15 protein-coding genes are annotated in these 12,091 nt (G+C 53.9%); 13 read left to right on the forward strand and 2 right to left on the reverse strand.

The window, feature by feature from the left end:
• Positions 1–10 precede the first annotated feature (10 nt).
• Positions 11–508: a PTS sugar transporter subunit IIA gene (locus ACLUXO_RS05105; RefSeq protein ID WP_412136606.1), complete on the forward strand. Its 498-nt coding sequence runs from the start codon at positions 11–13 to the stop codon at positions 506–508.
• Positions 509–571: 63 nt separating this feature from the next.
• On the opposite strand, the gene ACLUXO_RS05110 is transcribed toward ACLUXO_RS05105, so the two are convergent.
• Positions 572–1,972 (reverse strand): C69 family dipeptidase, encoded by a 1,401-nt coding sequence (locus ACLUXO_RS05110; protein WP_412136607.1) that lies wholly within the window; start codon positions 1,970–1,972, stop codon positions 572–574.
• A 276-nt stretch (positions 1,973–2,248) separates the two neighbouring features.
• Here ACLUXO_RS05110 and ACLUXO_RS05115 point away from each other — a divergent pair, with 276 nt between their 5' ends.
• From ACLUXO_RS05115 to ACLUXO_RS05135, 5 genes are all read left to right on the forward strand, one after another.
• A complete protein-coding gene (locus ACLUXO_RS05115) occupies positions 2,249–2,797 on the forward strand; it encodes a TetR/AcrR family transcriptional regulator (protein ID WP_412136608.1) in 549 nt (182 codons plus the stop codon).
• Between the two features lie 128 nt (positions 2,798–2,925).
• Positions 2,926–3,465, forward strand: a complete 540-nt coding sequence (locus ACLUXO_RS05120; protein ID WP_412136609.1) for an NAD(P)H-dependent oxidoreductase — start codon at positions 2,926–2,928, stop codon at positions 3,463–3,465.
• Between the two features lie 14 nt (positions 3,466–3,479).
• Positions 3,480–4,028 (forward strand): NADPH-dependent FMN reductase, encoded by a 549-nt coding sequence (locus ACLUXO_RS05125; RefSeq protein WP_412136610.1) that lies wholly within the window; start codon positions 3,480–3,482, stop codon positions 4,026–4,028.
• 93 nt (positions 4,029–4,121) lie between these two features.
• Positions 4,122–4,904 (forward strand): tyrosine-protein phosphatase, encoded by a 783-nt coding sequence (locus tag ACLUXO_RS05130; protein WP_412136611.1) that lies wholly within the window; start codon positions 4,122–4,124, stop codon positions 4,902–4,904.
• An 11-nt stretch (positions 4,905–4,915) separates the two neighbouring features.
• Entirely contained in the window at positions 4,916–5,875 is a 960-nt protein-coding gene (locus tag ACLUXO_RS05135) for an FAD:protein FMN transferase (RefSeq protein ID WP_412136612.1), read from the forward strand.
• 45 nt (positions 5,876–5,920) lie between these two features.
• On the opposite strand, the gene ACLUXO_RS05140 is transcribed toward ACLUXO_RS05135, so the two are convergent.
• Positions 5,921–6,445 carry a CvpA family protein gene (locus ACLUXO_RS05140; protein WP_412136613.1) on the reverse strand — a complete coding sequence of 175 codons (525 nt, stop codon included), beginning with the start codon at positions 6,443–6,445 and terminating at the stop codon, positions 5,921–5,923.
• 164 nt (positions 6,446–6,609) lie between these two features.
• On the opposite strand from ACLUXO_RS05140, the gene rsmG reads away from it, so the two are divergent.
• The 7 genes from rsmG (at position 6,610) to ACLUXO_RS05175 (ending at position 12,042) form a co-directional block, all read left to right on the forward strand.
• On the forward strand, positions 6,610–7,329 hold the full coding sequence (gene rsmG, locus ACLUXO_RS05145; RefSeq protein WP_412136614.1) for a 16S rRNA (guanine(527)-N(7))-methyltransferase RsmG: 720 nt from the start codon (positions 6,610–6,612) through the stop codon (positions 7,327–7,329).
• Positions 7,330–7,347: 18 nt separating this feature from the next.
• Complete coding sequence (gene noc / locus ACLUXO_RS05150) at positions 7,348–8,172, forward strand: nucleoid occlusion protein (RefSeq protein ID WP_412136615.1); 825 nt, start codon at positions 7,348–7,350, stop codon at positions 8,170–8,172.
• A gap of 1 nt (position 8,173) precedes the next feature.
• Complete coding sequence (locus ACLUXO_RS05155; protein WP_003621113.1) at positions 8,174–8,953, forward strand: ParA family protein; 780 nt, start codon at positions 8,174–8,176, stop codon at positions 8,951–8,953.
• Positions 8,931–9,824 carry a ParB/RepB/Spo0J family partition protein gene (locus ACLUXO_RS05160; RefSeq protein ID WP_003624700.1) on the forward strand — a complete coding sequence of 298 codons (894 nt, stop codon included), beginning with the start codon at positions 8,931–8,933 and terminating at the stop codon, positions 9,822–9,824. Before ACLUXO_RS05155 ends, ACLUXO_RS05160 begins: the two co-directional genes overlap by 23 nt.
• Positions 9,817–10,080, forward strand: coding sequence for a DUF951 domain-containing protein (locus tag ACLUXO_RS05165; protein WP_050952965.1), 264 nt, complete (start codon positions 9,817–9,819; stop codon positions 10,078–10,080). Before ACLUXO_RS05160 ends, ACLUXO_RS05165 begins: the two co-directional genes overlap by 8 nt.
• Before the next feature lie 76 nt (positions 10,081–10,156).
• Positions 10,157–11,257 (forward strand): redox-regulated ATPase YchF, encoded by a 1,101-nt coding sequence (ychF, locus tag ACLUXO_RS05170; RefSeq protein WP_002879521.1) that lies wholly within the window; start codon positions 10,157–10,159, stop codon positions 11,255–11,257.
• A 14-nt stretch (positions 11,258–11,271) separates the two neighbouring features.
• The gene (locus ACLUXO_RS05175; protein WP_412136616.1) at positions 11,272–12,042 is read left to right on the forward strand and encodes a DUF1129 family protein; all 771 of its coding nucleotides are present in this window, start codon (positions 11,272–11,274) and stop codon (positions 12,040–12,042) included.
• Positions 12,043–12,091: the final 49 nt, after the last annotated feature.

A 12,091-nucleotide genomic window follows, 5' to 3' on the forward strand; every position in this document is an offset into this window, starting at 1 on the left:
AGGTTGATTTATGTTTAGAATTTTTGATTTGCTAAGGAGCAGGGCCCGGCTGAGCAAGGTTCTGGCTCCGGTCCAGGGTAGGCTCTTTCCGCTCGCGGACGTCAACGATGAGATTTTTGCCAGCAAGGGACTGGGTGAGGGCTTCGCGGTTCAGCCGTCCAGCGATTTGATCTACGCGCCCTTGAACGGCACGGTTACTTCCTTGTTTCCGACCAACCATGAGATTGGCATCCGGACCAAGGAAGGGCTGGATCTCTTGATCCACCTGGGTTTGAACACGGTAGAGCTAGGTGGGGGCGGCTGCGACATTTTAGTTGAAGCCGGCCAGGAAGTTAAAAAGGGGCAGCTCTTGGCGACCATGAACCGGAAGCTGCTCCGCGGGCTCGGCTACGACGATACGGTGATCGTGACTTATACCAACGACCAGATCCTCAAGGGGGTCTCGGCACCGGTCTTCTTTAGGGAAATCAATGCCAAAAGAGCGGTCCAGACGATCAGTTACCATTAGTGACAACAAAACAGGCGTGAAAGCAGCAATGGTGCACTTTCACGCCTGTTTTAATATGCTTTTTTACAAATTCGGGTCCATCTGGAAGCTGAGCGGGGAATCGCCTGTTTGCTCAGTAATCAAACTGCTGATCAACTTGTTGTAGATGTCCGTAACCGTCTTGGCCATCTTGGCATTGGCCTCATCCGCGATCGCCGTGGCCTGGCTAGGATTGGCGTGCAGCTTCTGGTCGTATTCATAGCGCAGGCGCAAGACCTTTTCTTTGGCTTCAGTTTGAGCGTTGGCCAGTTCCTTACCGTACTTGCCCCAGTTCCGGTCAACCAGAACCCCGGCCAGCTTGAAGATCCAGTAGGCAGAGTTCGGGCTGTAGTCGACCTTGCCATTGCCCCACATGTAAGGCACCTTGGTCCCTTGCGGGAAGAAGGGAATGTAGACGCTCTGCGCCGTAACCCCCATGGCCAGCCAGTGGTACATGTCCTCGCCCTTAAGCTGCAAGAGGTGGGATTCCTGGGTCGTCGCCACCCCGATTGGCCGGAAGGTTGCCTGGCCCGCGTTTTTCGGGTTAGTCAGGTCGTATTCCGTATTGCTGTAGTGGCTGGCCAGGACCGTCTGGGCGTCCTGGATGCTCAGCGGCCGGTCTGCCTTTTGAATAAAGGGCAGGTCAAAAGACTGCGGTTCTTGCTTAACTGACGGGGTCAGCAGCTTTTGCCCGTACCAAACCCGTGGGGTGTTATAGTGCAGGTCGCTCTCGCTTCTCGTGCCAAAAATCTCCCGCCAGTTGAACTTGGCTTCCTTTGGCCACAGCTGGTGTTCATAAACGAATTCCTGCAGGCCGGCTGAATAAAGGAAGTTGGCCGGATCGTTAAAGTTGATCTCTTGAATTGACAGCTGGTTGGCAACCACCGTGTAGGAGTCGTCCGGGATTCTCTGGGCAAGCCAGTGGTGGCCAGAACCGATTTCCAAGTACCAGGCCTCGTCTCTGTCCGCAAACAGAATCCCGTTTGATTCAGCCGCCCCGTACTTTTCCACGATCTCGCCCAAGCGCTTGACCCCTTCTTGGGCCGTCTTGACGTAAGGCAAAACAATAGTCACCATGGCTTCTTCCAGCAGGCCCTTTTCAGGGTCAAAGGGGTCGATAGCCAGAACCCGCTCGTTGGCATAAGCACTTTCCGTAGCACTCATTGCCACATGGTACTCATTGATCCCGTCTTCTTCAAAAAGCCCGTACTTTTTCGTCCATTCTGGAGTGGATGAATATGCAAAGGCTTCCTCTGGCAAAGCAATTGTGAACTTGTTATCATGCGACTTAAAAGTCTGGGCTCCTGCTTGCCGCTGGTGGAAGGCCAGGTGCTTGGGCCAGGCCGTCCGTGAGTCTTCATTGCGGCCAATAATCACGCTGCCGTCAAGGCTGGCCTTTTTCCCGATCAAGATGGAAGTGCAGGATGAACGTCCGTGTGTTGTCATAATTTGTCCTCTTTTCTCCTTGTGCTCTTGTTTAGATTTTACCTTATTTTGCCTCCGCCCGCAGGGACGAGGGTTTATCTGCTTAACTTTTTACTAAAAATACGCCGTTGGTTAGATATTGTGCTAATATATAAATTGGTACGAATAAGCATTTTTTATAAGCTGATTGTCGATGATTCATTAGTCTAAGCTAATAGAATCAGCTGGAAAAGCTTGTTCTGGTTAGGAATGAAATAGTAAAGTGTTTACAAAATATGATGAAATTAGGTGGAGCAGATGATGGCCAGAAGGAAAGAGATTGATCGCGAGCGAATATTGGAAATCGCCTACAAGAAGGCCTTGACCGACGGGATCGAGAACCTGACTGCCCGCAGCATTGCCCAGACTGGCCACTTTTCAACTCAACCGATCTATTTGGAATTCAAGAACATGGATGGCCTGCGCAAGGAAGTGCTTAAGCGCGTCTCCCGCACCTTGCGCGATGAAATCCTGCAGAAGAAATTTATTGGCGAGCCATTATACGATGTTGACCTCTCCTACCTGCAATTTGCCCGCGACCACCGGAGCCTGTACTCAACGATTTTCGTCAATGGGGAATTTGGTGACGACTTAATCCGCGATACCTTGATGGACCTGGGCCACACCAAGGTTCGCGAACAGTACCAGCGCGACCTTGACCCGGAACTAGAGAAGTGGCTCATCGCCCTTAACTGGATTATCGTCAACGGCCTGGCCGTAATGCTGGTCGATGGCCTGATTGACTATGACCAGGACAACTTCGTCCGGATCATCAAACGGCAGCTGGAAAGCCTTTTTGACCGTTGATCCATTTAAAAAATCAAACTATCAATCGGGCATTTCTATCCTTGTAATTTTTTCACAAAAACCCTGCTGAAATCCCTTTAATTTGGGTATAATAAGGGGAGTAATGGAAAATCTGAAAGGTGGTTTTTATGAAAGTTTTAGCTCTTAACGGATCTAACGCTGACAAGTCTTACAACGAAATGCTGCTGAAGTTCATTGCCAAGCACTTCGCTGATAAGTATGATTTTGAATTCGCGACCGTGAAGGGGTTGCCGATGTTTAAGGAAGGCCAGGAAGACCCGGCTGACGTGGCCAAATTGAGTGACCAAGTTGCCGCTGCTGACCTGGTTTTGATCGGGTCACCGGAACAACAGCACTCAGTAACCAGCGCTTTGAAGAGTGCCCTGGAATGGCTGTCAACCAACACTCACCCCTTCAACGGCAAGCCAGTCGTTATCGTGTCAACTTCACCGCTGGCCCAAGGGGCTGCCCGGTCACAGACCAAGCTGAAGACGATTTTGGCTTCCCCAGGCCTGCACCCGGTTGTCTTCAACGATGACGAATTCATGATGGGCGGGGCAGCTACTGCCTTTGACGAAAACGGCGATTTGAAGATTTCCGGCACCGTTGACTTCCTGGAACACTTCTTTGACGAAGTCGACGCCTGGTACGCACAAATCACGAAGTAAGTGGGGGATTTCAAATGAAATTATTAGCTATTGTCGGAACTAATGCCGATTTTTCTTTCAACCGTCTGCTCTGCCAGTTCATCGCCAAGCGTTTCGGCGATAAGGCGGAAATTGAAGTCGCTGAAATTGGCGACCTGCCAGCCTTCTACAAGGAAGGGCAAGCTGATGCCCGCGTTGCGGCCTGGCGGGAAAAGGTTGACCAGGCTGACGGCTTGATCATCGCTACTCCAGAATACGACCACGCTATTCCAGCTGCTTTGAAGAGCGCTTTGGAATGGCTGGGCAGCCACGCTGGCAGCAAGGTTATGGCCTACAAGCCAGTCTGCGTGGTTGGCGTATCCTTGGGCGGCCAAGGCGCTTCCCGCGCCCAGGAAGATGCCCGGGAAATCCTGCTGGCTCCGGACATGACGGCCAACGTTTTGCCAGGCAACGAATTGCTGATCGGCCGGGCCTACAGCAGCTTTGACAAGGAAAGCGGCGACCTGGTTGACGAAGCTGCAATCGCTCAGCTGGACAAGGTTATGGAAGCCTTCTTTGCTTTCGTTGCCCAAGTCAAGAAGTAATGTAAAAGAAAAATTGCAAAATAAGGCGGATAGCTTGGCGCTTCCGCCTTGTTTTGTTTTAAAATTGTAGGAAGAAGTGAAGGAGGAGAAAAGATGGCAGAGGAACTTTTACCCTTGAAAACAGTCCGCAATCCCCGGGACCTTGGCGGCTATACCGGCTTTGCCGGCAGGAAGATCAAGGCCGGACTTTTGCTGCGGACCGGGACGGTCGCGGCGATTAGTGAAGAAGATGGCAATTATTTGCGGGCCCGCGGGGTGAAGACCATCATCGACCTCCGTTCTCCGCAAGAATGCCGCAAGCGGCCGGATAAAAAGCTAGCCGGGATCCAGAACGTCAATATCCCCGTTAACAGCCGGGACCAGACCAAGGCCGGGGCCAGCCTGGCGGAATTAGCCAGGCAGTACGGCTTAGACCCCCTGGCGGGCTTCCGCCATATGGTGGAAAGCTACCGGCTGATGGTGACGGAAGAGCATGCCCAGGCGGCTTTTGGCCAGGTTTTAACCTATCTGGCTGAAACTGAAGGCGGGACTATTTACCACTGTTCAGAAGGCAAGGACCGGACAGGCCTGGTGACTGTCTTTTTGCTGACAGTCTTGGGGGTTGATCCGGAAACCATCCGCCAGGACTATCTTTTATCTGCCCCCTACCTTAACGGCTACCGGGCCAAAAGGGACAAGGAAGCCCGGGAAAACGGGGAAAGCCTGGTGCAGCGGGCCAATCTCAGGTCTCTGGGGACGGTCAACAATGAGTACTTAGATAGTGCCTTGATCACTATCGACCAGGAATATGGCGGCATGGAAGCCTTTTTGACCCGGCAATTGGGCGTAACGCCCGTCCTTCGTGACCAGCTCCGGGCCAAGTATCTAGAAGAGTAAGGATTTTAAAAATGGGAATCATCAAATACATATCAACTGACCAAGTCATGGCCCAGCACAAGGCCATGGGGACCCACATCAGCCTGCAGATCTACGGGGCAAGGGAAGACCCGGAAAAGATTCTGGACCAGACCAAGGCCCTGATCGACCACTTTGAAGACCTGCTGACGGTCAACCGCAAGCCGGACCACCCCCGCTACGGCCTGTCCGAAGTCACCCGGGTCAACGACCAGGCGGGGAAAGAGCCTGTCCAGGTCTCCAGCAGCGTTTACGGCTTGATCAAGCTGGCCGTTGAGACCAGCCGGGAAAACTTCGGCTTCAACGCCTTAATCGGCCCCCTGGTCAAGCTCTGGTCCATCGGCTTTCAGGATGCCCACGTGCCAAGTGACGCGGAAATCCAGGAGAAAATGAAGCTGATCGACCCTTGGATGGTCGAATTAAATGACGATGACCACACGGTCTTTTTGAAGCAGGAAGGCATGGAGCTGGACCTGGGCGGGATCGCCAAGGGCTGGACGGCCGACCGGATCCGGGACCTCTGGCGGGCCTATGGGGTCGAAGCCGGCATCATCAACCTGGGCGGCAATGTCCTCTTCGTCAACCCTTGCCCGAAGCGGGCCAACGGGATGTGGACGGTCGGCGTCCAGGATCCTTTGAAGCCGCGGGGAGAAAACATCACGGCCATGATGATCCCGGAATGCTCCGTGGTCACCAGCGGGACTTACGAGCGCTTTTTGGAAGTGGACGGGCACAAGTACCACCACTTGATCGACTCCCGGACCGGCTACCCGGTGGAAACCAACATCGCCGGGGTGACGACCTTCACCAAGAATTCCGTTGACGCGGAAATCGAGTGCAAGCGCTGCTTCTTTGCCGGCCAGCCAATTGCCAACTGGGTCAATGACCGCCGCTTAGGCGCCGTTTACGTTTATAACGATGAACGGGTGAAAAAGGTCGGCCTGGATTACTAAAGTAAAGCAAAAGCAGCCTCACCTTCTGGTGAAGCTGCTTTTTCCTTAGGCCGTGGTCCGGCTGACGCTGAAGAGAGTCTTGAAGACCCCGGTTGACAGACCGGGCGTGTCATTGACGATGAAACTGAGCAATTGGGAATCGCTGATCAGCTGGCTCAGCTGGCTGACGCCGACTGAGTTGAGGATGGACAAGACCACGTACATGAAGAAGTAGGAGGCCACGAAAGAAACGATGGCCCCGGCCGTGTGGTCCAAAGTGGCCGTGAAACCAGTCTTGGTCTCCTGGGCGGGCAGCCAGGCCTTGAAGATCTTGGCCACCTGCTTGAGGATGAAGAAGAGGGCGAAGAAGGCCCCGAAGCGGCAGGCCTGCAGGACCAGGCTGGAGTCGCCCGCCTGCCCCTGGACGAACTGGGTGTAGATCAGGTTGCCGACCGGATTCTGCAGCATGATGGCCAGCATGAAGACCAGACCGGCGAAGATCAAATTGACGATCCGCTTGGAGAAACCTACATGGTAGCCTTTGTAGGTCTGCCAGGCGATGTAGAGAATGACGAAAATAACTAAGAGCATCTTTAATATCCTTTGTTTTTAGCTGTAATTTTCCATGGATTCTTTTTGACCTTCAAGCAAAAATAATCCATAATTGTTAAGATAGTTTGTGTAACATTTTTTTGCGCAAGATTGCTTTTTGCGTTACATTTAAGGGTGTGAAACACGGTTTCACAGGTGAAAGAATGAATCCTGAACTTTTTGCAGAAACATTGTCAAAATATAATTTTAAGTTGTCTCCTGTCCAAGAGCAACAATTTAAAACATATTTTAAGGAATTGGTCCGGGTCAACGAACATGTCAACCTTACCCGGATCACGGACGAAGACGAGGTCTACCTCAAGCATTTCTACGATAGCGTGACTCCGCTCCTGCTCTGGCCAGAGGTCTTTGCTGAAGGGGCAAAGCTCTGCGATGTCGGGGCCGGAGCCGGCTTTCCGTCACTACCAATCAAGATCCTCCGCCCGGACCTGGAAGTCACCATCGTTGACTCTTTAGGCAAGCGGCTGAACTTCTTGTCTGACTTGCTGGAGAAGCTGGGCATCGAAGGCGTGAACCTGGTGCACGGCCGGGCTGAAGATGTGGGACAAAACCCGGACTACCGGGAGAAGTTTGACCTGGTAACTGCCCGGGCTGTGGCCAGAATGAGTGTTTTGAGCGAATACTGCCTGCCCCTGGCCAAAGTCGGCGGCAAGTTCCTGGCTTTAAAGGGGCCGCGGGCTGACGAAGAATTGGAAGACGCCAAGAGTGCCCTGGAGAAATTGGGCGGCGAAGCTGTCTTCAGCCGGGTCTTCACCCTGCCAGGCAGCGCTGAAGAGCGGACCCTCGTCCTGGTTGACAAGGTCAAGGCAACTCCGGGCAAGTACCCGCGCCAGGCAGGCACGCCAAACCGGAAACCTTTGTAGTTTTTTGGAGGTGCCCAAATGGCTTTTGGTTTTTTCCATCGAAATGAAATTCCCCAAAACAAGCAGGTCCAAGACCTGCCTTTAGCGGAAATCCATCCGAACCGCTACCAGCCAAGAAGGACTTTTAGCGACGATTCCATCCAGCAGCTCGCCCAGACCTTGCAAGAAGAAGGGCTCTTGCAGCCGATCATTGTCCGCCAGGACCAGGGCGAATACGAAATTATTGCCGGCGAGCGCCGCTTCCGGGCGGCCAAAAGCCTGGGCTGGGAAAAGATCCCAGCGATCGTGAACAATCTTGATGACCAGCAAACCGCTTCTTTGGCCTTGATCGAAAACCTGCAAAGGGAAAACCTGAATCCAATCGATGAGGCCCAGGCTTATGAGCAGCTGATGCAGCTCAACGACTTGACCCAGACCCAGCTGGCCCAGGACATCGGCAAGTCCCAGTCCTACGTGGCTAACAAGCTCCGCCTGCTCAAGCTGGCAGAACCCGTCCAAGAGTATCTGGCCAAAGGCGAGCTCAGCGCCCGCCATGGCCGGGCCATTTTGGGCTTAAGCGAAGAGGACCAGGTTAAATTGGCTGAAGAGATTGTCGAAAAAGGTCTCAGCGTGAAAGAGACGGAAGAGCGGGCGGCCAAGCTGGCCAATCCTAAGCCAGCCGTTAAGAAAAAGGCGGTGGTCCGCTATGGCCGGGACATGCAGCTGCAGATTAACACGATCAAGCAGGCGGTTAAACTGGCCAAGGAGTCCGGCGTGAAAGTCAAGGTTACTGAGGCGAAGAGCCCGGATGAGTACCAGATTACTATCGTGATGAAGAATCAGAGAAAGAAGAAGGAGGACTAGCATGGGCAGCGTCATCGCAGTCGCCAACCAGAAGGGCGGCGTTGGCAAAACCACGACGACCATCAATTTGGCCGCTTCCATTGCTAAAAGAGGCTACAAGGTATTGATTGTCGACATTGACCCGCAGGGCAATGCCACCTCAGGCTTGGGGATTGAGAAGTCGACCATCGAGTACGACATCTACAATGTCCTGATCGATGAAATCCCGATCGCCTCAGCCATCAAGCCGACCAGCAGCAAGAAGCTGGACATCGTGCCGGCCACGATCAACCTGGCCGGGGCGGAAACCGAGCTGATCAGCATGATGGCCCGGGAAACCCGCTTGAAGGGGGCTATTGAAGACCTGGGCGACAAGTACGACTTCGTCTTTATCGACTGTCCTCCTTCTTTGGGGCAGTTGTCCATCAACGCTTTTACGGCCAGCCAGTCGATTTTGATTCCGGTCCAAAGTGAATACTATGCCATGGAAGGATTGAGCCAGCTGCTCAACACCATCCGCTTAGTCCAGAAGCACTTCAACAAGGACTTGGGCGTGGAAGGGGTCTTGCTGACCATGCTGGATGCCCGGACCAACCTGGGGGCCGACGTGGTCCAGCAGGTCAAGGAATATTTCGGCGACCGGGTCTACAAGACGATCATCCCGCGGATCACCAAGCTGGCTGAAGCGCCAAGCTACGGGGAGGCAATCACGGAATACGCGCCAAGTTCGCGCGGGGCCAAGGTTTATGATGACTTAGCAAAAGAGGTGCTGAAGGCTCATGGCAAGAGACTCAAGAAATAAAAAACAGGAAAAGAAGAAGGGCGGCCTGGGCCGGGGCTTGGGGGCGCTTTTTGAAGAAGAGCCCCAGGTAAAGCCGGCCGAGGAAATTGAAGACCTGCCTTTGGCAGAAGTCCGGCCTAACCCTTACCAGCCACGGAAGAACTTCGACGAAAAGAAGCTGGCTGAACTGGCTGAATCCATCAAGGAAAACGGGGTCCTGCAGCCGATCATCGTCCGCCGGTCAGTCGGCGGCTACGAGATCATCGCCGGCGAGCGCCGCTGCCGGGCTTCCGAATTAGCCGGCCAGGCCACCATCCCGGCCATCATCCGCCAGTTTGACGAAAGCCAGATGATGGAAGTGGCCATCTTGGAAAACCTGCAGCGGGAAGACCTGACTCCTTTGGAAGAAGCCCAGGCTTATGAAATGCTGCAAAAGAACCTGGGCTTGACCCAGGAAGAGGTTTCCAAGAAGATGGGCAAGTCCCGCCCTTACATCACCAACTACCTCCGCCTGCTCACCTTGCCGCAGAAGACCAAGGGCCTTTTGCAAAGAGGGGAATTGTCCATGGGCCAGGCCAGAACCCTTCTGGGCTTAAAGGACAAGGACAGGATCGATGAACTGGCCAAGCGAGTGGTTAAGGAAGGGATGCCGGTCCGCAAGGTCGAGGCGCTGGTCGCCAAGATGAACGAGCGCGGGCAGAAGCAGAAGAAAAAGAATGCCGGCAAGTCAGCCTTCGTGCGGGCCAGCGAAAGCCAGCTGGCCGCCAAGTTCGGCTCGCCGGTAAGCATTACGGAAAACAAGACGGGGAAGGGACACTTGTCAATTGACTTTGCTTCCCCGGATGAACTGAACCGGATTCTGGATTTGTTAGGTGTGAATCTCGATGACTAAAAATATTACTTTTGACTTGGCGGACACGGTTGAAATGAAGAAGCCCCACGCTTGCCAGACCAACAACTGGGAGGTCCTGCGCCTGGGCGCCGACATCCGCCTCAAATGCATGGGCTGCGGGCACGTCGTCATGATGCCGCGGGCTGACTTCAACAAGAAGGTCAAGAAGCTCCTGGCCAAGAGCAATGATCCCGTCAACTTGAAGAACGATTTTTACGTGGCCAAGGAAGACATCGCCCGGCCAAATTTCGGCTAGGCATTGACTAATCTGGCCAAAAGGCCAAGAATTAAACACGCAAGCAAGAAAAAACAAGAAAGAGGAATTACAAAATATGGCTTTAACTGCTGGTATCGTCGGTTTGCCAAACGTCGGCAAGTCAACTCTGTTTAACGCAATTACCAAGGCGGGCGCGGAAATGGCTAACTACCCATTCGCGACCATTGAACCGAACGTGGGGATGGTTGAAGTGCCGGACAAGCGCCTGGCCAGAATCCAGGAACTGATCCCGGCCAAGAAGGTTGTCCACACGACTTTTGAATTCACCGACATTGCCGGTTTGGTCAAGGGGGCTTCCAAGGGTGAAGGCCTGGGCAACAAGTTCCTGGAAAACATCCGCCAAACTGACGCCATCGTGCACGTGGTCCGGGCTTTTGACGATGAAAACATCACTTCCGTCTCCGGCAAGGTTGACCCGGAAGAAGACATCGACACCATCAACCTGGAACTGATCTACGCTGACCTGGACTCAGTTGACCGCCGGATTGGCAAGGTGCAGAAGATGGCCCAGCAAAAGGACAAGGAAGCCATGGCTGAATACAATGTCCTGCAAAAGATCAAGCCAGTTTTGGAAGCCGGCGACCCGGTCCGGTCCATCAAGTTCACTGATGACGAAGCCAAGATCGTCAAGGGCCTCTTCCTCCTGACTTCCAAGCCGGTCATCTACGTGGCCAACATCGCGGAAGAATCCATGGCTGATCCGGAAAGCGACAAGTACTACCAAATCGTCAAGGCCCACGCCGACAAGGAAGGGGCTGGCTGCCTGGGCATCTCCGCGGCTATCGAAGAAGAAATTGCCGGCCTGGACGATGAAGAAAAGGCAGAAATGCTGGCGGCTGAAGGGGTTGAAGAATCCGGTTTGGACCGCTTGATCCGGGCTGCCTACCACCTGCTGGGCCTCAGAACCTTCTTTACGGCCGGGGGCAAGGAAACCCGGGCCTGGACCTTCCACCAGGGCATGAAGGCACCGCAAGTCGCCGGGGTCATCCACTCCGACTTTGAACGGGGCTTCATCCGGGCCGAAGTCGTTTCCTTCGAAGACCTGGACAAGTACGAAAGCATGCAGAAGATCAAGGAAGCCGGCAGAGTCCGCCTGGAAGGCAAGGAATACGAAGTCCAGGACGGCGACATCATCGAATTCAGATTTAACGTATAAGGCGGGAGACAGAAGTGAGCGAAGAAAAGCAAGTTAAGAACGCTTCTCAAGCCAAGCTGCAAAAGCAGGGGCAGGCAGAAGCCAAGACGGAAAGCATCAAGCAGGAGAAGCCGGAAGAACTCCGGGGGAAATTGTCCAACAAGAACAAGGACTACATCTACCGCTTGAAGAAGGAACTGGTTGCCGGCGGCATGAGCGAAGGCGACGCTGACGCCCAGATCGACGGCCTTTTGCCGGAAATCTACGACGCCCAGATCAAGGGGCAGCCGGCCAACGTTTTGTTTGGCGCCGCGCCTAAGCTGAAGGCCAGCCAGATCCTGCACCCGGTCGTTAAGCCGGAAAGGGTCCCGGACAAGCTGGTAGCCCTGGATGGGGCCCTCTTCTACACGGCTATGCTGACGGTTCTGTTTGGGATCCTGCAATTGTTCACGGACAACAGCAAGTCTACTTCCTCCGGTTCCGGGATCCTGACCTTGATCGTGATGGGTCTGGCCATGGGCTGGTACTTCACCAAATACAACACCTGGATGCAGCCTGACCCGAAGACCGGCAAGCCGGCCTGGGGCAAGGTGATCTGGGGCCTTTTGGGGTCACTTTTGATCATCATGCTGATCGTCTTTGTCCTCTCAATTCCGGCCTTGTCCGTCATCAACCCGGTTCTGCCCGGCTGGGCTGACATCCTGGTGGCCGCTATTGCTTACGGGATCCGCTGGCTGGTTCGCCGTCACTACGGGATTGAAGGGACCTCCCTTAGCCCGGACAAGCTGACCATGAAGAAAAAGTAAATCAATAGCGTGCTTTTTAATCCTAATGGGTGTAAAATAAATAAGCTGA

Source organism: Lactobacillus delbrueckii subsp. bulgaricus (genome assembly GCF_046938665.1).
Taxonomy (GTDB): domain Bacteria; phylum Bacillota; class Bacilli; order Lactobacillales; family Lactobacillaceae; genus Lactobacillus; species Lactobacillus delbrueckii_C.

What these genes read in the sequence shown, in the direction of transcription:
- ychF (WP_002879521.1), top strand. Translation starts at nt 10,157, where the DNA reads ATGGCTTTAACTGCTGGTATCGTCGGTTTGCCAAACGTCGGCAAGTCA.
- ACLUXO_RS05165 (WP_050952965.1), top strand. Translation starts at nt 9,817, where the DNA reads ATGACTAAAAATATTACTTTTGACTTGGCGGACACGGTTGAAATGAAG.
- noc (WP_412136615.1), top strand. Translation starts at nt 7,348, where the DNA reads ATGGCTTTTGGTTTTTTCCATCGAAATGAAATTCCCCAAAACAAGCAG.
- ACLUXO_RS05135 (WP_412136612.1), top strand. Translation starts at nt 4,916, where the DNA reads ATGGGAATCATCAAATACATATCAACTGACCAAGTCATGGCCCAGCAC.
- ACLUXO_RS05115 (WP_412136608.1), top strand. Translation starts at nt 2,249, where the DNA reads ATGATGGCCAGAAGGAAAGAGATTGATCGCGAGCGAATATTGGAAATC.
- rsmG (WP_412136614.1), top strand. Translation starts at nt 6,610, where the DNA reads ATGAATCCTGAACTTTTTGCAGAAACATTGTCAAAATATAATTTTAAG.
- ACLUXO_RS05155 (WP_003621113.1), top strand. Translation starts at nt 8,174, where the DNA reads ATGGGCAGCGTCATCGCAGTCGCCAACCAGAAGGGCGGCGTTGGCAAA.
- ACLUXO_RS05120 (WP_412136609.1), top strand. Translation starts at nt 2,926, where the DNA reads ATGAAAGTTTTAGCTCTTAACGGATCTAACGCTGACAAGTCTTACAAC.
- ACLUXO_RS05160 (WP_003624700.1), top strand. Translation starts at nt 8,931, where the DNA reads ATGGCAAGAGACTCAAGAAATAAAAAACAGGAAAAGAAGAAGGGCGGC.
- ACLUXO_RS05140 (WP_412136613.1), bottom strand. Translation starts at nt 6,445, where the DNA reads ATGCTCTTAGTTATTTTCGTCATTCTCTACATCGCCTGGCAGACCTAC.
- ACLUXO_RS05130 (WP_412136611.1), top strand. Translation starts at nt 4,122, where the DNA reads ATGGCAGAGGAACTTTTACCCTTGAAAACAGTCCGCAATCCCCGGGAC.
- ACLUXO_RS05125 (WP_412136610.1), top strand. Translation starts at nt 3,480, where the DNA reads ATGAAATTATTAGCTATTGTCGGAACTAATGCCGATTTTTCTTTCAAC.
- ACLUXO_RS05105 (WP_412136606.1), top strand. Translation starts at nt 11, where the DNA reads ATGTTTAGAATTTTTGATTTGCTAAGGAGCAGGGCCCGGCTGAGCAAG.
- ACLUXO_RS05110 (WP_412136607.1), bottom strand. Translation starts at nt 1,972, where the DNA reads ATGACAACACACGGACGTTCATCCTGCACTTCCATCTTGATCGGGAAA.